Source organism: Halobaculum halobium, from assembly GCF_030127145.1.
Classification (GTDB): domain Archaea; phylum Halobacteriota; class Halobacteria; order Halobacteriales; family Haloferacaceae; genus Halobaculum; species Halobaculum halobium.
Genome location: NZ_CP126158.1, coordinates 1,477,531 through 1,495,840 on the forward strand (window position 1 = coordinate 1,477,531; position 18,310 = coordinate 1,495,840).

Below are 18,310 nucleotides of genomic sequence, written 5' to 3' on the forward strand. Positions count from 1 at the left end.
GACCGAACTTCTCCGCCGTCTACTCCGTCGCGCGAGCCGCGGCCTCGGCCGCCAGTTCGATCGCGTCGTCGAGATCCGGCCCCAGCGGCGAACCGACGACCAGCGAGTCGGCGTGGTCCAGCACCGCGGTCATTCGCTCGGCGACGGCGTCGGCGTCGCCCGCCATGCAGAACGCATCGACCATCTCGGGGGTGACGAGGTCGAACGCCTCGGAGAACTCACCGGCGGAGATGCGGTCACCGATGTCGCCTGCGAGACCGGCGTCGATCCCGTGTCGCTTCAGCACGGGCGGGGCGGCGCCGGCGGCGATGAACGCCACCGGCGGACGGGCGGCGTCCCGTGCCGCCTCGGCGTCTTCGGCGACGCTGACGGCGGCGTAGGCCGCGAGATCGAACTCCCCACGCGAGTCCGGCCGGTCGGCCTCACCCTGCGCGACCTGCTCGCGCGCCCACGCGAGGTCGTCGGGGTGCGAGCCGTTGAACAGCAGGCCGTCGGCGTGCTTGCCCGCCATCCGGCACATGTGCGGCCCCTCGCCGCCGACGTACACCGGGATGTCGGCGCCCTGCGGCGGCTCGTAGTTCAGGCCCGCGTCGGCGGCGTCGAAGGTGGAGGCGCCTTCGACGCGCTCGCCCGCCCACAGCTTCTGTGCTGTCTTGAACGCCTCCAGTACGGGACGGAGCCCGCGCTCGTCAGCGAAACCCAGATTCCGGAGGGTGGAGGGGTCGCCCGGGCCAATACCGAAGACCGCGCGGCCGCCGCTGGCCTCGTCGAGCGTCGCCACCTTCGAGGCGAGCGTCGCCGGGTGGAACTCCAGCGGGTTCACGACGCCCGGGCCGAGGCGGGCGGTGTCGGTCGCCGTCGCCAACTGCGAGAGCACGGAGAACGCGTCGCGGTTGTTGTAGTGGTGAGAGACGAACAGCGAGTCGAAGCCGGCGTCCTCCGCGAGCGTTCCCAGTTCGACCATCCGGTCGACCGGGTGTTCGGGCGCGAGTTCGATGCCGAGCATGGGCGCGGCGGCGTCGGTCGAGTTATCCATCGAACTCCCACCCCCGAACGGCCTGTCGGACGAGGTCACCGTCCACGTCCCGGAAGTGGGCGTCGGACGCCGCGTGGTCGCCCCACTCGAAGTCGCGGACGACGACCACCGGAGTACCGTCGTCGCCCTCGCCGGCGACGAGGTTGGCGGCGGCGGCGAGTTCGTCGGCGACGTTCTCGACGGTCACCCCGAGTTCGCGACCGTCGCGGTCCGATTCCCCGCGCCAGTCGCGGGCGGGCGGCATCCCGGCCCAGCCGATCGCGACGCCACGCTGCCCGTGGCGGAACGGCCGCCCGCAGGTGTCGGTGACAAGCACGCGGTCGACGGGCAGTCCCTCGCGGATCCGCTCGGCGGACTCTGAGGGGCGCTTCGGAAGGAGGAGGAGGTCGCTCCCCGCGACGTTCGAGCGGTCGATGCCGGCGTTGACGCCGACGTGACCGAACCGCGACTCGGTGAGGAGGAACGGCGCGTCCATGATCACCTCGGTCGACTCCTCCAACACGGCCTGCGCGAACCGCGGATCCTTCTCGTCGCCGGAGATCTCCGCGAGGTCGGCGGCGATCTCCCGGGCCCGCGGGCCGGCGGGGAAGTTGTCCAGATCGAACGCTCTACCCTCGGCCTTCGAGACGACCGTCGAGGCGACACACACCACGTCGTCGGGTCGGAGGTCGACCCGGTCGCGGACGAGCGCCGCGAGGTCGTCCCCCTCCCGTATCTCGGGGAGGTCGGGGACGGCGAATAGCTCCATACCCGCTCTGCGGTCGTCGCGCGCAAAAGCGCGCCGGTGGTGGTACACGTGTCCGGTGTTCGGATCGGCTGGGCGGTCTCCACGGCGTCGCCGGTACGGCGGTACGCCGAAGTCGCCCGCCGCCGAACGGCCGGCATGGCACACGTCGTCACCGCCTTCCTCCGCAACCGCGGCGAGGTGCTGCTCGTGCGCCGGGGCGACGCCGTCGGCACCTACTCGGGGCGCTGGGGTGGCGTCTCGGGGTACGTCGAGGGCGACCCCGACGACCCCGTCGAGGACGCCCTCCGGGAGGTGCGCGAGGAGACAGGGATCCGGGAGGGCGGCCTGACGCTCGTTCGCCGCGGCGAGCCGGTCGCCGTCGACGACGCCGAGGGGCCGTTCACCGTCCACCCGTTCCTGTTCGACTGCGACACGCGGGCGGTGGAGCCGAACGAGGAGCTTGCGGCATGGGAGTGGGTCCAGCCACCCGCGATGCTTGACCGGGAGACGGTGCCGCGGCTGTGGGACGCCTACCGTGCCGTCGGCCCGACCGCCGAGACGGTCGCGGCCGACCGAACACACGGCTCCGCGTCCGTGTCGCTGCGCGCGCTGGAGGCGCTGCGCGACGAGGCGGCCGACACGGCGCTCGCGGGCGAACGGGGGACCGCCGACAGCGACGGCTGGGAGCGCGTCGCCGACACGGCCCGGTCTCTCCGGGACGGCCGACCGGGGATGACCGCGCTCGCGACGCGAGTGAACCGCGTGCTGCACGAGGCGGCGCGGACGCCGGCATCGGTCCGGGACCGCACGATCCGGGCAGTCGACGCGGCCGCGGACGCCGACGACCGCGCGGCGCGAGAGGCGGCCGCGTTGCTGGCCGACTGCGGGGACGACGGCGAGTCGCCGGCGGTGCTTACGCTGTCGCGCTCGGGCACCGTCGCCGCGGCGCTGGAACCCCTCGACGGCCCGGTGTTCGTCGCCGAATCGGAGCCGGGCGGCGAGGGACGGGACGTGGCCGCGTCGCTGGCGGCGGACGGCGACGAGGATCGTGCAGTCACCCTGCTCCCCGACTCGGCGGTCGCGTCGCTGCTCGCCGACGGCCGCGTCGACGCCGCGCTCGTCGGCACGGACGCGGTGTTCTCGGACGGCGGCGTCGCAAACAAGGTCGGCACCCGCGGGCTGGCACTGGCGGCCGTCCGCGAGGGCGTGCCGGTATACGCGGCGACCGCACGCGACAAGGTGGTTCCCACCGGGTCGGAGTTTCACCCGGAAGCGGCCCCGTTCGAAGCAGCGGATGGCGTGACGACGTATGCGCCGCTGTTCGACCGGACGCCGGCCGACTGCGTGACCGTCGTGACCGAGGACGGCCCGCTCGATGCCGAGACGGTGCGTGCGGTGGCCGAGGAGCACCGCGCGCTGGCGGCGTGGGACCGCGACGACGATCGCGCCGCCGCCGGCGACGATGGGAAGGAGTGATACGCCCCGACCGGATACGTCGGGGCGGGCGGCCGTGACGAGGGTTACCCCCACCGAGCCCCGTGTGACGAGGGATTTACCCGAGCCGCCCGATACCGACTCCCGAGCCGCGGCTGTGTGGCGTACACGTGAGGGCTCGTTAGGCGTTACATCGCGAGTGATTGCCCCCGTCATCCTACAAGAACGTTCGCCGCGAGTGTCGCGTCCGCGGTCTACTCGGTCGAGTCGTTCTCGGCGGCCTTTTCGCGCGCTCCGAGGTGGCTCCGCAGTGTGTCCACGTCCTTATTGCCCGCACCGGTGTTGAGCAGGACGACCGTGTCGTCGGCGCCGAGGTCGCCGCGCTCGGCGAGTTCGAACGCCCCCGACACCGCGGCGGCACACGTCGCCCCGACCTCGATTCCCTCGGCCTGTGCGACCTCGATCGCCGCGTCGAGGATCGCCTCGTCGCTCGTGGCGACGGCGCCGCCCTCGGACTCCTCGATGGCGTCGAGGATCCACGGCGACGCCCCCGGGTCCGGGACGGCGATGCCGTTGCAGGCCGTGGTGATGTCCGTCCACGCCTCGTGCGCCTCAGCGCCGTCCTCGAAGGCGCGGACGACCGGCGCACAGCCCTCGGCCTGCGCAGCGTACATCCCCGGGAGGTCGTCGGTCTCGGTGAAACCGAGTTCTCGGAGTTCGAGCGCCGCCTTGTGCATCCCGATCAGCCCGACGCCGCCGCCGGTCGGGTAGACGACGGCGTCCGGTACCTGCCAGTCGAGCTGTTCGATCGTCTCGTAGGCCATCGTCTTCTTCACGTCGTGGCGGTACGGCGTCACGAACGTCTTCGTGGAGTACCAGCCCGCCTCGTCGCCCTCGTTGCCCGGCTCCATCGCGTCGGCGTACTCGGCGCCGGCGTCGGTGATCTCACCCTCGGCGATGCGGAGGTCGCCGCCGTGGACCTCCGTCATCGCCTTCTGGGTGAAGCCGGCGCGGTCGGGGAGGAACACGTGCGAATCAAGCCCCGCGCGGGCGGCGTAGGCGCTGGCGGCCTGTCCCGCGTTGCCGGCGCTGTTGAGCGCGATCGACTCGGCGCCGTGTTCGACGGCGGCGGTGACCGCCCCCGTCTGGCCGCGGTCCTTGAACGTCCCCGTCGGGTTGCGGCCCTCGTCTTTGATGTAGACGGCGCCGACGCCCATCCGCTCGGCGAGGCTCGGACACTCGACCAGCGGCGTCGCCCCCTCGCCCATGGAGACGGCCGTCTCGCGAGGGAACGGGAGCAGTTCCTCGTAGCGCCACAGGGAGTCGAACGGGCGCGATTCCAAGTCCTCGCGCGTTAGGTCGACGCGGTCGAGGTCGTACTCTGGGTCGGTGATGCCGCCGCAGTCGGGGCACCGGTGTGTGACCTCGCTCGGGTCGTGGCGCTCGTCGCAGTCGATACACCGCAGGGCGACGAAGGCGTCAGTGGTTCGCACACCGGTCGCCTCGGCGCGACGGGACTAACCGCTTGTGCATCCGGCGGTCCGCGCGACGGAGGTGAGACCGCAGTCGAGTCGCTGGGACCGCGCTTACGCCACGCGCGTCACGATCCCGCGGACCTCCTCGCGGTACGCGTCGGGCGTGAGGCCCAGGTCCACGTCGACCGTGACGGTGATCGCCTCCGAGAGCTCCTGGTCGACGGTCCGGACGACGTTCTCCGCGGGGTACGCGCCCCCGGCGATCAGCAGCCCGCCGTCGTGGACCCACGAGGCGAGCAGCCCCTCGACGGCGACGCTGCCGCCCTCGATGGCGACGGTCTCGCCGCGCACGTCGAACGAGAGCGAATCGAACGCGAACGCGGCGCTGTACTCGGTGAGCGAAGCGTCCTCGCCCGTCGCGACGGTGAGCGTCCCCGCGTCGCTGGCAGCGATGTCGGTGAGTCCGGCCGACGACAGTTGCGACTCGAACTGGCCCCGTGCCACGTCGCCCGCGCGGGCGGCGAGTTCCTCCTGGGCCGACTCTAGCGGGATGTCCGCAAGGTTCGGCGAGAAGGCGATCCTGCTGGCGAAGACGTTCGACAGCGGCGCGTCGAGCGCGCCCATCGTCTTGTCCGACACCTCGGCGCGCAGCGCCGCGTCGTCGTACACGCGGGTGACCGCCGTCGCGGTCACATCGACGCCGGCGACCGTCCGCGAGAGCACCTCCTCGGTGTCGGCCCGCGTTCGCTCCCATCCCCCCTCGTCGAGCCGCTCCTCCGGCAGCGACGGCGCCCGGACGCTCCCCGACGCGGTTCCGCAGCCCGCCAGCCCGCCGACCCCGGCGGCGACGGCGCCGGCGAGGAATCGTCGTCTGTCCATGATCGGCGCAGCGCCCGTGCGACACAAAAGGCCGTCGTCGCGCGTATCAGGCCCGATACCCGAAGATCTGTCGGCAGAAATACAGCCGAGCGCGTCGGTCGGCGACACGCCCGTGCGAGCGCTTTTGTCCGTCCGGTCCCCCGCCCCGGTATGGAGTTCGGCTTCGAGCTGGCGCTTTGTGCCCACCTCGAACGCGGGACCGACTGGGTGCTCGCGCGCCAGCTCGGCGGCGCCGTCGCCGCCCCAGGAAGCCGCGTCGTCGACGTGGTCGGGCTCGTCCCCGGCCCGGAATTCGACGAACGCGCCCGAATCACCGACCGAACGATCCCGCCGAAAGCGGTGGAATCGACGGCGAGCGTCGGCGAGGCGGTGCCGGTCGCGGAGGCCGTCGACGCCCATCCCGACCGCGCGCGCGGCATCGTCGACGACGCCGTCGACTGCGGCTTCTTCACCGAGGAGCGCCGCGGCGGGACGCGCTCCGTCCGCAAGGCGACGCGCTACCCCGACAACTGGGTGGACGAACTCGTCGCCATCGAGAACAAGCCCGACCTCGGGCGGCCCGGCGACCTCCGGCGACAGCTTCGGGTCGACGCGAGCCTCGCGCTGTTCGACCGCGTCGTGCTCGCCACCGAGAGCCACGTCACCGGCGCGCATCTGAACCGGATCCCCGAAGCGGTCGGCGTCTGGCGGTTCCGTCCCGGTTCGGGCGAGCGCGAGGTGATCCGCGAGGCAACGCCGCTCGACGCCGACGGCCCGGGCGTGGAGTTGCTCGCCGAACATCCCGGCCGCGCGGACGTAGCGCTCGTGAGCGCCGCCGAGAAGGCCCGCAAGCGCCGGCGAATCGCCGAGCGGGCCTACGGGAAGGGCTGGCGGACGTACGAGTTTCCGACCTGCGGCAACTGCGAGGCGACCGCCGACGGGCAGCCCCACTGCGATCACTTCGGCCGCGTCGTCGACCCCGCGAGCGACTGCGGGGAGTCGTGCCGCGGGTGGACGGCCGGCGAGGCGGCCGCCGACGGCGACGACTTCGCGGCGCTGCGCGACGAGCGGACGCCGTGGGAGCGCGACCCGCCGGGAGTGGCCCGGCGACAGACCGGATTAGACCGGTTCGGCTGACGGGAGGGTGAGGGGCCATCCGCCGCGGACGTTCGGCCCCCTCGGGACCACCCGCAGACGCTCTTAGTGAATGTCCGCGCGCTCGAACCGCCACAGGCCGAGCGCGAGCGGGACCACCGCCCACGCCGCCAGCACGACGAAGCCCATCCAATCGGCGAGGTACCACGCGCTCCCCTCCGGATAGAAGGTGATAGCCTCGTACTCCGGAACGACCGCTCGAACGGCGTGCATGAACGCCGTCGAAGGGTTGAGCAGCCCGATGAAGTTGAACCAGTCAGGGAGTCCGGCCTCGGGGATCTCGTTGCCGTAGATCGCCAACTGCAGCGCGAGCAACAGCACGTCCCACCCGAGAATAAACAGGGCGTACAGCCCGCCCGCGCCCGACAGCGCCCGGAGCCGGGAGTCCATCGCCGCCGAGAATCCCGTCGCGAGCGCGACGTACACCGCGCCGTAGCCGATCGTGAGGACCGTGTACAGCGCGAACACCCGAACGTCGAACGACTCGTACGTCGCCAGCGCGATGGCGCCCGCGACCGCGTAACTGACGAGGATCGCGACGGCGATCACGGCGGTCCGCCCGACGAACTTGCCGAGGACGGCGTGGCGCCTGGCGTTCGGCAGGCCGATGAGGAGGCGGAGGCTGCCGTCCTCGCGCTCGCCCGCGAGGGTGTCGTACGCGATGAGGAGTCCGATAAGCGGGACCATGAAGACGGTCGGCTGGCGCATGCTGTTCAACAGCGCCAGCGTGCTCGTGTTCGCCGCGCTCGCACCGTACAGATCGGGGACCCACTGGATCGCGGCGAGGAACGCGGCGAACGCGACGAAGAGGAGGGTCGTCGACGCCAGCGTGAACGACCGGATCGAGTCGTGGAAGTCCTTGTGAACGACCGCGTGGAGGGACATGTCGCCCCGATAGACGCGCGGAAGTGTTGTAATACTGGTGTGATGACGACCCGCCCGTGCGGGAAGTCAGTCGCGCCGCGTCGCAAGCGCGGTCGCGAGCGCGCCGGCCGCGACGAGGCCCGCGAGCGCCGCGGGCACGCCGAACCCGGGCGTCTCGACGACTGACTCGTCGGGAACGGTGGTCCACTCCCGGTCGGTCCCCTCGTCCGCGTCGCCGCCGTTGTCCGCGCCCGAACCATCGCCGCCGTCACCGGGCGTCGCGCCTGTCTCGGCCAGGTCGCCGCCCGTCCCCCACAGCTCGTCGTCGGGGACGAGGCGACTCCCCTCGTAGCCGGTGAGGTAGTCGTAGCACGCCTCGATCTCCGGGGTCTCGAAGATCGTTCCGCCGGTCAGTTCCCGGTCGCCCTCGGCGCCGACCTGCCGCATCGTCGGCCCGTCGGAGCCGCGGTCGGTGCCGACGCGCTCGGCGTCGTACGGCTGCCACGGGGTGTACACCTCCCAGACGACCTCGCCCCGCGGGGTGACCTCCAGCACGCGGTGGCCGCGCCGGTCGCTCACGAGCGTGTTGCCGTTGGGGAGGCGGTCGGCGTCGCGCGGCTCGTGGAGACCGCCGCCAGAGAGCGACCACGTGCGCTCCCACTCGCCGCCCTCGGTCCGGCTGTACTCGACGACGCGGTCGTTCTCGGAGTCGGCGACGATGACGGTCGTCCGGCCGTCTTCGCCCTCGATGAAGTCGGGGTTGTGCTGCTCGTTCAGGATGTCGTAGTTGTCGTCCTCCCCGAGCGTCCACTTCACCTCCTTCGTGTCGCGGTCGATGGCGATCACCTGATCGAAGTTGCGCACGGAGACGAGCAGCGTGTCGTCGCCGATGGGGTCCACGTCGTTGACGTGGGTCCAGTCATCGCCGTATGGGCCGCCGCCCTCGCGCGGGAACTGGTCGGTGTGCTCGTCGAAGCGCCACTGCCAGCCGATCTCGCCGGAGCCGTCGAAGATCACCACGCGGTTGCGCTCGTCACCCTTGTCGACGGTGACGAACTCGCCGCCGCCGAGGTAGTCCACGTCGTGGGCGTCTTTGACGTTCTCAAGGTCGATCGTCGAGGTGGTCTCGCCGGTCGCCGGGTCGATCCGCTCGATCACCGTGTGGCGGTTCTGCGTCGTCGCCATCAGCAGCTCGCCGTTCGGGAGAGGGTCCACGTCGTAGGACCACCAGCGGCCGTCGGCGGTGTCGTTGTGGACGCCGACGACCGAACCGTCCGGGGCGAAGCCGACCAAGAGCGCGGCGGTCTTGTCGCCGGCGCGCGCGCCCTGGATCGACACGAGCGTCGTCGTCTCCGGCCCCCGCTGCTCGTCGACGGTGCCCACGCAGGGGTTGAGGCCGTCCGATTGCGCGGTCGGAGCGCCGGATCCGCCGACCGCGTGCGCGCCGCCGGTCGTCGCCGCCCCGACCGCGGGAGCGACGCCGGCGACGACGAGACACGCGACGGCGACGAGCGCGAGCGCGGTCGAGCGATCGGGGACGCCGGCGGCCCGATCGCGTCCGCTCATTCGCTCGCCTCCAGTTTCACGAGCACGTCGTGGTTCTCCTTCGGGAACTGCTCGCTGGAGCGGCCGTCGCGGTTCGAGGTGATCGCGTACAGCTCGCCGTCGGTGCCCTGCTCGACGTGGCGGATCCGGCCGAGCACGTCCGTCAACATCGGGTGGGCGGTGGCAGTGTAGGCGTCGTCGAGCCAGTCGGCGTCGAACCGGCGACCTCGGTCGCCAAGCGGCGGTAGCTCCGTCTCGGGCGGCGACAGCGTGACCACGATCAGCTGCTGGCTGCCCAGCCCGCCGACGATCAGGCGGTTGCGCCACGAGGGGACGGCGTCGCCGGTGTAGAACAGCGCGCCGGTCGGCGCCCACGTGCTCCCGCCGGTGTTGGCGAGCGGGCGCCGCACGTCGCTGTCCTCGGGCAGACCGCGGTACTCCTCGGCCCTCCGGGCGTCCGGCCAGCCGTAGAAGCCGCCCGGGACCAGCCGGTTGACCTCGTCGCGACCGGCGGGGCCGTGCTCGGTCGCGACGGGCGTGCCGTCGGGGAGCCAGACGAGCCCCTGCGGGTTGCGGTGGCCGTAGGAGAACACCCGCGGGTCGCCGCCGTCGATGTCGGGGTTGTCTGGCGCGGGCTCCCCGTTGACGGTGACGCGCAGCACCGACCCCGGAAGCGCCCCGGGGTCGGCCGCCAGCGCCTCCTCGCCGGCGTCGCCGGTGGTGATCCACAGGTACCCGCGGGGGCCGAAGGCGATCCGGCCGCCGTTGTGGAAGTTGTTGGCGGCCATGTCGCCGACGACGACGCGCTCGGTCGCCGCGGGGTCGTCGGCCGAGAGGTCGAACCGCGAGACGCGGTTGATCCGTTCGTCGTCGCCGACACTCGCGGTGTAGTAGACGTAGAGCACCTCCACGTCCGGGTAGTCCGGATGGACCGCGACGCCGAGGGTGCCGCCCTCGCCGCCCTCGACCCACCACTGCTGTTCTTGCGGCTCGGCGGCGATCGAGCCGGCGTCGATCGCGTCGGCGGGTGAAAATACCGTGTCGAGGTCGCCGCCGGCGACGCGGCTGACGCGGCCGACGCGCTCGGTGACGAACACGTCGCCGTTGCCGGCGACCGAGATGTCCCACGGCACCTCCAGGTTCTCGACCAAGACGGTTCGCTCCGGGTCGCTCGCGGGCGCGTCGGTCGGTGCACTCCACTCCTCGGGCGTGAACGACGCGTCGGGCTCGGGGACGGGCGTCGGCTCCGGCGTCGGCGTTCCGCTCGTCGTTCCGGCGGTCGGGTCGCCGTCGGTGGGCTCGTCGGAGGGTGACGAGCCGCTACAGCCGGCCAGCAGCGCCGCACCGGCGACCGCGAGCGTCCGGCGGCGGGACCAATCGTTCGACATAGATGTCAGGAACGAACACGGCCGCAAGTGTCTTCGGGTATTTCCTCGCCCCCGGACCCGGTAGCGCCGCCGAAGCCGACCGCGAACGCGGCCGACCGGCACCCGGGGTCGCTCCGACTCACCCACGGAGCGACTCGACCGGGGGCTCCCACGCCGCGCGGTAGGCGGGATACAGCCCGCCGACGAGTGCGACCGTCGCGCCGAAGGCGAACGCTCCCAGCGCCACGAACGCGTTCGTGGGCACGAGCACCGCCTCCAGCGGGAGCTCCGTGTTGAGCGCGACGAGGACGACGCCGACCGTGCCGAGCAGCACGCCGACCGCGCCGCCGCCGACGCCGAGCAGCGTCGCCTCCACGAGCAGCGTCCGCAACACCTGATCGCGGTGGATCCCGACCGCGCGCAGGACGCCGATCTCCCCGCGTCGCTCGGAGACGGTCATCAGCATCACGTTGAAGATGGACACGCCGGCGACGACGAGCGAGACGCCAGCGACCGCGAGGAGGAAGCCGTTGAGCAGCGCGAAGAACTCCGTGATCTGATCGAGCACGCTCGTCAGCGAGAACACCGAGACCCGCCGTTCGCGGACGTTGAGGCGCTCGCGGACCCCGCGGGCGACGGCGTCGGCGTCACCCCCTGAATCGGCCTGCACGACGACCTGCGAGAAGCCGTCGGTGGCGAACTCGCCGGGCGGGAGAACGACCGCCGAGTCGGCCCGCAGCGGCGTGATGCTCGACTGCGGCGGGAGGACCGCGACGACCCGGTAGGTGTTCGACTCGATTGTGACCTGCGACCCGACGCGGAGGTCGAGCGCCCCCGCCACGTCGGCGCCGACGAGCGCACCCTGCCGGTGGTAGTCGGGGACGCCGGGCGCGTCGCCGAACAACGGCCGCGGGTTCGTCGTCCCGTACACCTGTGCGACCGTCTGGCCCCCGCCGCCGCTGACGGTTCCCCCGGTCGACTTCAGGGGGATCACCGTCCCGCGGCCGGCGGCGGCGCGCTCGACGGCCGCGAGGTCGCGGCTGTTGAGCGCCTCCTCGCCAGACTCGGCGGCCGGGCTGACGATCACCTGGTTCCCGAGCCCGCCGAGTTCGTCGGTCGCGGCCGTCTGGAGGGCGGTGCCGAGCATCCCAAGCGCGACGACCGCGAACACGCCGATGACGATGCCCAGCGCGGCCAGCCCCGCCCGGAGGCGCTGGCGCGAGAGGTTGCGAAGCGCGAGCGAGACCGCCGGGAAGCGGCGGCCCAGCGCGGTGACGGCGCGTCGCGTCCGGTCGACGACCGGCGCCGGCGCCGCCGAGACCGCGGCGGCGACGACCGTCGCGAGCGCGCGAGCGACCCGGCGGCGACCTCCCGCCGCACGCCGGCGAACTCCCCGAACCCCTCGCCGGAGCCGGGACCTGTCAGGCATCGCGGAGCACCCCGTCGACGAGTTCGACGGTCCGGTCGGCGTAGTCGGTCACGAGATCGTCGTGGGTGACGGCGACGACGCCGACGCCGCCGGCGGCGATCTCGCGGACCTCCTCGAGCACCGAGACGCCGGTGTCGCGGTCGAGATTGCCGGTCGGCTCGTCCGCGAGCAGCACGTCGGGCTCGTTGATCAGCGAGCGCGCGATGGCGACGCGCTGCTTCTGCCCGCCGGACAGTTCGTCCGGGGTGTGATCGAGCCGGTCGCCGAGGCCGACGCGTTCGAGCAGGTCGACCGCGCGGTCGGTCGCGTCCTCGGGGAGAAACGCCGTCGGGAGGCGCACGTTCTCGACGGCCGACAGCGTCGGGATGAGGTGGAAATCCTGAAACACGAACCCGATCGTCTCGCGGCGCACGTCGGTGCGTTCGCGCTCGGTTCGGCCGGCGACGGGCGCGCCGTGGAGTTCGACGCGGCCTTCGGTCGGGTCGTCGAGCAGGCCCAAGAGGTTCAGCATCGTCGACTTCCCCGACCCGGAGGGACCGACGACGGCGACGACCTCGCCGGCGTCGACTGCGAAGTCCACGTCCGACAGGGCGGTGACGGTGCCGGCCCCGCCCTCGTAGCGCTTCGTCACGTTCGCGAGTCGCAACGGCGGGGTCGAGTCGTCCGCGTCTGCGGCGGCGGCCTCGCGGGCGGTCAGGCCAGCCGGTGTCGCGCCGGCGGCCGTGTCGGCTGTGTCGGCGGTATCGGAAGCCGTGTCGGCGGCGGGCGGCGATCGGGACCCGTCTGCCCGGGACGCGTCGGCGGTCGCGCTGTCGCCCGCCCCCGCGTTCGCGTCGCCGCTCATACGTATCGGCGGACGAGCAGTCCGATCGCCAGGGGAATCGCGAACCCGAGCGCCAGGAGGAAGCCCCCGGCGAGGTCGAGGGTGCCGAAGACGCCGGACAGCCCGCGCGCTGGCGGCTCCTCGGCCGGGAGCGGCACCTCGATCACCTCGGTGACGCGCTCGTCGCCGGCGGTGTACGCCACCCGGACGGGAACCGTCGTCGCGTTCGCGGCGTCGACGCGGCCGGTCACGCTGAAGGGGGCGAACTCGCTGGCGCCGACGGTGCCCACGAAGTAGCTCCGCTGCGGGTACGCGGGAGCGGCGAGGTCAGAGCCGGCGACGCCGACCACCACTCCGGACACCTCGCCGTTCCCGACGTTGCCGAGGTTGCCGCCGATCGTGACGCGCCCGTCGTCGGCGACGCTGACGTTCAGGCCGGTCAGTTCGACGGCGCCGCGGTTCGGGCGGAAGTCGTACCCTGCGGCGGCCTCGCGGCGCTCGCCCGCGAGATCGTACCGGGCCACGAAGTCGATGTCCCCCGCGGTCTCGACGGTCGAGAGGTCGACGGTCACGGTCGCCTCCTCGCCGGGCGCGAGGGCGTCCGCGACGGCGACGCGGCCGATCGCGGGGACGACGGTGCCGTTGTCCCCCCGCGGAACGAGCACGATCCGATCGATCGCGGCGTTGCCGAAGTTAGTCACGGTCACGTCGACGCGGTCGTCGCCACCGGCGTCGTCGTCACCGCCGCCGGTCGACGGCTGCAGGGCGCCGCCGCCACCGCCGCCGATGAGCCCCGCGAGCCCGGTCGCGCCGCCGGCGGCGTCGTCGCCCGCGGCGTCGCTCGCGGGCCCGACGCGGACCCCCACATCCGCGGAGAGGGCGCGACCGCGACGCCGCGTTCGTGTGTGACGGTCGCGCGGGTGCCCGCGGCGGTCGTGTAGTCGACGCGGACGCGGAACGTCCGGTCGCCGGCCTCGCTCGGTCGAACCGAGAAATTGAGCGGTTGGCTCGCGCCCGCCGCGAGCGTCGCGACGGTGCGGCGGACTCGCTCGCCGTCGCTCGGGTCGACGACCGTGACCGTGAGGTCGCGCAGGGCGGCGGTCGTGGGGTTCGAGACGGTCACGTCGACCGTCGAGTCGGCGTCAACGACGGCGTCGACGGCGGTCGCCTCGACCAGCGGCGCGCCCTGTTCGACGACCAACGAGAGCGGGCGACTGGCGGTCGCGGACTCGTCGTCGGAGTCGGAGACGGTGGCGACGACCGTGAGCTCGGTCGCGCCGGGCTCGTCGACGGTGAGTGTCACAGGGACCGTGAGCGTCTCACCAGGCGAAAGCGTGCCGAGCCCGGTCGCCGCGCCCAAGACGGTACCGTTGGCGTCGCGGACGGCGACCCGGTCGAGGTCGGCGGCTGAGTCACTCCCGCCCGAGAGGCGGACGGTCGCCTCGACGGTGACCGGCGCCCCCGCGGTCGGCGTCGCCGGCGTGACTGTCGCGTCGGTCACCGAGACGCGGGCGTCGGGAACCGCGTCGGCGACGCCGACGAACGGGACGAGCACCGAGGTGGCGAGGAGGAGGGCTGCGGCGAGCGCGAGTGCTCCAGTCGAACGATCGTTCAAGATAGCACGAATAGGGGACGGAGCCGCAAATACCTTCTCCGGCGGATCACAGCCGGCGGCGCGCTGAGCGCCGACCGGCGAACCGGGTCGGCCGAACGCGGCGGGCCCACCCGGAGTCGACGGCTACCGCTACCGACGGCGGCGCGTCGCGCCGCGGGTCACAGCTCGTACGTCTCCCCGTCGACCGCAAGCGGCTCCGCGAACGCCTCCTCGGGCGGGTAGTAGTGCGCGAGGTGGACGAGCCGGGTCTCGGCTGCGCCGAGGTCGTCGGCCAGCGCCAGCGCGCCCTCGCGGGTCATGTGCTTCGTGCCGAAGGTGTAGGGGGTACCGTCGGGGCCCTCGTCGTTCCCGCCCAGCGGGTGGTACTCGCAGAAGCGCGCGGGGACGATGCCGTCGGCCAGCAGGAGGTCCGGGTCGGCCAGCGCCGCCCGCGAGTCGTCTGGTACGTCGTAGCTCGTGTCCCCCGACAGCGACAGCTTCGCGCCCGTCTCGGGGTCCTCGACGCACAGCCCGTAGCAGACCAACGGCGGGTGGTCGACAGGCACGAGCGTCACGTCGAGCCCGCAGACCCGGGCCGACTCGAACGGCGAGACGTCCTCGACGGTGACGCGGTCGAGGTAGTCGTACTTCGAGCGGATCGTGTCGGCGACCGACTCGCCGGTGACGGGGTCGACCTCGTCGGCGGCGTACACCGGGAGGTCGTCGAACAGGCGGTAGGCGTTGCCGAGGCCGTCGAGGTGGTCGAAGTGGATGTGCGAGACGATCGCGGCGTCGGGGAGGGGCACGTCGTGAGTGAGAAACTGGTGGCGAAAATCCGGCGACAGGTCGATCAAAAGCGACTCGCCGGTGCGCTCGTTCTCGACGTGGACCGAGAAGCGCGAGCGCTCGATCCCCCGCTCGCGGGCCGCCTCGCACGTGTCGCAGTCGCAGCCGACGGTGGGCGTGCCGGTGGTGTCGCCCGTGCCGAGGAGCGTGACGCGCATCTATCGAGGGTGGGGAGAGGGGAGACAAAGCGGTGTCGGGAGCGCGGCCGACTGAACGGCGATCACGTTGCGAACAGCGGACGGATCGCGTACGGCGAGCGGAGTGACCCGTGCGCATGAGCGCGGTCAATCAGTGGCGAGACCGCGACAGCGAGCGGGGAGCAGCAACCCGCGAACAGCAGTGTGACAGATCGTCGTCAGTGATCGTGGTCGTGATCGTGGCCGCCGCCGCCGTCGCCGACGACCTCGGCGCCCTCGCCGTCGATCATGTCCATGTTCTTGAGGTTGTCGCGCTCCTCGAAATCCTGAACGGCGTCCATGATGTCTTCCTGTGTGATCTCCATCCGGTCGTCGGTGAGCGCCTCGAGCACGGCCTCTCGGAGCACGAGTCGGAGGTCCGAGCCCGTGAGCCCCTCCGTGCGATCGGCGACCTCGTCGGGGTCGAAGCTCGCGATCTCCATCTGGCGGGTGATGACGCGGAGGATGTCCGAGCGCATCTGCCGGTCGGGCTTGGGGAAGTTGACGATCTCGTCGAAGCGGCGCCACGCGGCGGCGTCGAGCTGGTCGGGGTGGTTCGTCGCCGAGATCAGGAGCACCTCGTCGCGGACGAGCGAGACCTCGTCGATGCTCTTGAGCAGCGTGTTGACCGCGCGCTTGAGCGCGGCGTGCTCGTCGGACTTGCGCGTCTTCGCGACGGAGTCGAACTCGTCGATGAAGAGGATACACGGCGCCAGGCGCTTGGCGACCTCGAACGTCTTCTCGACGTTCTTCGCGGTCTCGCCGAGGTACTGGCTCGTCACCATCGAGAGCTTCACCTCGACGAACGGGAGGCCGAGTTCGTGCGCCAACGCGCGGGCGGCCGTCGTCTTCCCGGTGCCCGGCGGACCGACGAACAGGAGCTTGCCGATCTCGCGCAGACCGATGTTGGCGAGGTATTCGCGGTGTTCGATCGCTTTCATCAGCTTGCGGATCTCACCCTCTTGATCGGCCGTGAGCACGAGATCCCGGAGAGTCATCTCGATCTCCTCGGGCGCCTTCACGGTGACGAGATCGAGCATCTCGGCGTCTTCCTCCTCGTCGAAGTACTCGCCGAGGAGGGCGTCGATCCACACGCGGTCGGCGCGGACCGGGCGGTTCTCCTCGCGGGCCTCGGTGTGGGTGACCGAGAAGTCGCGGTCGTGCTCGACGTCCGGGTCCTCGGCGAGCGCCGCGATCACTGGGTTGCTCAGGAGGTCGTCGTCGTCGACGCGGTCGAGGAGCCACTCGACGGCCATCTCCGGCTGAGACAGCGACACCTCGCCAGAGAAGTCCTTTCGCTGGGTGAACAGGAGATCCGAGATCGCCTCCCACGGGCGCTCGACGCCGGTTGCGGTCTTTGCGGTCGATTCAGTCACGTGGAGCGGCCGCTCCACGCCGCCGGGTCCGTCCTCGTCTTCCGGGGACTCGCTCCAGAAGACCTTGCGGTACCGTGGCGGTAGGTCGTCGGCGTCGAGGTCGCGGTCCTCGTTGTAGCGGTGGACGGTTACGAGAAGCTCGACCACGTCCTCTGCCGGGTCACTCATCCCCCAGGGATTGCCGGCGGAAGCTGTTAAGCGCGTCGAAGCGACCGAAACCACCGTGGGAATCCGACGCATGCGACAGGATAAACCCGCGGCCACGTCCGATCGGTTCTCCCGGATTTATCAGGCAGGACCGCCGAGAGCGTGGCATGACAACGCCCGTCATCGCGGCCGCGTATCGTACCCCGTTCGGCAGGCAGGGAGGCGTCTTCGAGGACGTCCGGAGCGAGGACCTCTCGGTCACGCTCATCGACCACATCCTCGAGGAGCACGACCTCGACGCCGACGACGTGGACGACCTGATGTGGGGAGTCGCCCAGCAGCGCGGGGAGCAGGACAACAACGTCGCGCGCGTCATCGCGCTCCTCTCGGAGTTGGGCGAGGGGACGCCCGCGACGAGCATCAACCGCTGGTGCGCCTCCTCGATGCAGTCGATCATCTCCGCCAGCGACGCGGTCGCCGCGGGCAACCGCGAGTGCATCATCGCCGGCGGCGTCGAGAGCATGAGCCGAGTGCCGATGGACGGCGACTCCTACCAGCACCTCCATCCGGAGCTGTCGGAGCAGTACAACGTCTTCCAACTCCAGATGGGGATGACCGCCGAGAAGGTCGCCGAGGAGTACGAGGTGTCCCGCGAGGCGCAAGACGAGTTCGCCGTGCGGTCACACCACCGAGCCGCCGAGGCGACCGAGACCGGACGCTTCGACGACGAGATCGTTCCCGTGGAAACGGAGGACGGTGTCGTGGCGGAGGACGAGGGGATCCGCCCGAACACCGACATGGAGACGCTCGGCGGACTGTCGCCGGCGTTCACCGGAGACGGGAGCGTGACGGCGGGGAACTCCTCGCAGATCACCGACGGCGCGGCGGCGACGCTCGTCTGTTCGAAGGAGTTCGCCGACGAGCACGGGCTGGAGGTGCTCGCGGAGGTCGGCACGAACCACGTCGCTGGCGTCGACCCGACGGTCATGGGCATCGGCCCGGTGCCGGCGACCCGCGGTCTCCTCGAGCGCGCCGGCAGCGACATCGACGACTACGGGCTCGTCGAGGTGAACGAGGCGTTCGCCTCCCAGTGTGAGTACACTCGCCGGGAGTTGGGTATCGACGAGGACAGCTACAACGTCAACGGCGGCGCCATCGCGCTCGGGCACCCGCTGGGAGCGTCGGGCGCGCGCCTTCCCGTGACGCTTATCCACGAGATGATCAAGCGCGACGTGGACCGCGGGCTGGCGTCGCTGTGCGTCGGCTTCGGGCAGGGCGCGGCGATCGAGTTCAGTCGGTAGATCGTCGCGATCGGCGGTTCGGGCCGCGCTTTCTCAGGGGTCAGTCTGATCGAGACCGTCCACGACATTCCCTTTGGGACGAGGTCGCGGTGCCGTCCGCCTCGTCCGGGTGACGCCCGGTGACGCAGTCACACGGACCCGACACGGTTTAGGCGTA

General features: G+C 71.7%; 16 protein-coding genes. 3 read left to right on the forward strand and 13 right to left on the reverse strand.

All coding sequences use genetic code 11. The features are described 5' to 3' along the window. Positions 1-19: 19 nt before the first annotated feature. Both P0Y41_RS07780 and P0Y41_RS07785 read right to left on the reverse strand, forming a co-directional pair. Positions 20-1,006, reverse strand: coding sequence for a 5,10-methylenetetrahydromethanopterin reductase (locus P0Y41_RS07780; protein ID WP_284063372.1), 987 nt, complete (start codon positions 1,004-1,006; stop codon positions 20-22). 22 nt (positions 1,007-1,028) lie between these two features. After that, entirely contained in the window at positions 1,029-1,784 is a 756-nt protein-coding gene (locus tag P0Y41_RS07785; RefSeq protein WP_284060813.1) for a coenzyme F420-0:L-glutamate ligase, read from the reverse strand. 135 nt (positions 1,785-1,919) lie between these two features. On the opposite strand from P0Y41_RS07785, the gene P0Y41_RS07790 reads away from it, so the two are divergent. Continuing rightward, positions 1,920-3,239, forward strand: a complete 1,320-nt coding sequence (locus tag P0Y41_RS07790) for an eIF2B alpha/beta/delta subunit family protein (RefSeq protein WP_284060814.1) — start codon at positions 1,920-1,922, stop codon at positions 3,237-3,239. Positions 3,240-3,451: 212 nt separating this feature from the next. Here the strand turns inward: P0Y41_RS07790 and P0Y41_RS07795 are convergent, their stop codons facing one another. Together P0Y41_RS07795 and P0Y41_RS07800 are read right to left on the reverse strand one after the other, a co-directional pair. After that, positions 3,452-4,690: a threonine synthase gene (locus P0Y41_RS07795; RefSeq protein ID WP_284060815.1), complete on the reverse strand. Its 1,239-nt coding sequence runs from the start codon at positions 4,688-4,690 to the stop codon at positions 3,452-3,454. A gap of 93 nt (positions 4,691-4,783) precedes the next feature. Further along, the gene (locus tag P0Y41_RS07800) at positions 4,784-5,551 is read right to left on the reverse strand and encodes a DUF6517 family protein (RefSeq protein ID WP_284060816.1); all 768 of its coding nucleotides are present in this window, start codon (positions 5,549-5,551) and stop codon (positions 4,784-4,786) included. Between the two features lie 150 nt (positions 5,552-5,701). Between P0Y41_RS07800 and P0Y41_RS07805 the strand changes: the two genes are divergently transcribed. After that, positions 5,702-6,667: a DUF5787 family protein gene (locus tag P0Y41_RS07805; protein ID WP_284060817.1), complete on the forward strand. Its 966-nt coding sequence runs from the start codon at positions 5,702-5,704 to the stop codon at positions 6,665-6,667. A 63-nt stretch (positions 6,668-6,730) separates the two neighbouring features. On the opposite strand, the gene P0Y41_RS07810 is transcribed toward P0Y41_RS07805, so the two are convergent. The 9 genes from P0Y41_RS07810 to P0Y41_RS07850 all read right to left on the reverse strand — a co-directional run bounded on the left by P0Y41_RS07810 (position 6,731) and on the right by P0Y41_RS07850 (position 16,873). Beyond that, on the reverse strand, positions 6,731-7,570 hold the full coding sequence (locus P0Y41_RS07810) for an ABC transporter permease subunit (protein WP_284060818.1): 840 nt from the start codon (positions 7,568-7,570) through the stop codon (positions 6,731-6,733). Between the two features lie 66 nt (positions 7,571-7,636). Then, positions 7,637-9,115, reverse strand: a complete 1,479-nt coding sequence (locus P0Y41_RS07815) for an aryl-sulfate sulfotransferase (protein ID WP_284060819.1) — start codon at positions 9,113-9,115, stop codon at positions 7,637-7,639. Beyond that, positions 9,112-10,482, reverse strand: a complete 1,371-nt coding sequence (locus tag P0Y41_RS07820) for a PQQ-dependent sugar dehydrogenase (RefSeq protein ID WP_284060820.1) — start codon at positions 10,480-10,482, stop codon at positions 9,112-9,114. Before P0Y41_RS07820 ends, P0Y41_RS07815 begins: the two co-directional genes overlap by 4 nt. Positions 10,483-10,600: 118 nt before the next feature. After that, entirely contained in the window at positions 10,601-11,890 is a 1,290-nt protein-coding gene (locus P0Y41_RS07825) for an ABC transporter permease (protein WP_284060821.1), read from the reverse strand. Further along, positions 11,883-12,536 carry an ABC transporter ATP-binding protein gene (locus P0Y41_RS07830; protein WP_284063373.1) on the reverse strand — a complete coding sequence of 218 codons (654 nt, stop codon included), beginning with the start codon at positions 12,534-12,536 and terminating at the stop codon, positions 11,883-11,885. The genes P0Y41_RS07825 and P0Y41_RS07830 overlap by 8 nt, the downstream gene beginning before the upstream one ends. 194 nt (positions 12,537-12,730) lie before the next feature. Then, positions 12,731-13,420 (reverse strand): hypothetical protein, encoded by a 690-nt coding sequence (locus P0Y41_RS07835; protein WP_284060822.1) that lies wholly within the window; start codon positions 13,418-13,420, stop codon positions 12,731-12,733. Further along, complete coding sequence (locus P0Y41_RS07840) at positions 13,417-14,328, reverse strand: CARDB domain-containing protein (protein ID WP_284060823.1); 912 nt, start codon at positions 14,326-14,328, stop codon at positions 13,417-13,419. Before P0Y41_RS07840 ends, P0Y41_RS07835 begins: the two co-directional genes overlap by 4 nt. A 158-nt stretch (positions 14,329-14,486) precedes the next feature. Further along, positions 14,487-15,311: an MBL fold metallo-hydrolase gene (locus P0Y41_RS07845; RefSeq protein ID WP_284060824.1), complete on the reverse strand. Its 825-nt coding sequence runs from the start codon at positions 15,309-15,311 to the stop codon at positions 14,487-14,489. A gap of 197 nt (positions 15,312-15,508) precedes the next feature. Continuing rightward, the gene (locus tag P0Y41_RS07850; protein WP_284060825.1) at positions 15,509-16,873 is read right to left on the reverse strand and encodes an ATP-binding protein; all 1,365 of its coding nucleotides are present in this window, start codon (positions 16,871-16,873) and stop codon (positions 15,509-15,511) included. Positions 16,874-17,019: 146 nt separating this feature from the next. Between P0Y41_RS07850 and P0Y41_RS07855 the strand changes: the two genes are divergently transcribed. Further along, positions 17,020-18,153, forward strand: a complete 1,134-nt coding sequence (locus tag P0Y41_RS07855) for a thiolase family protein (RefSeq protein ID WP_284060826.1) — start codon at positions 17,020-17,022, stop codon at positions 18,151-18,153. Positions 18,154-18,310 lie beyond the last annotated feature (157 nt).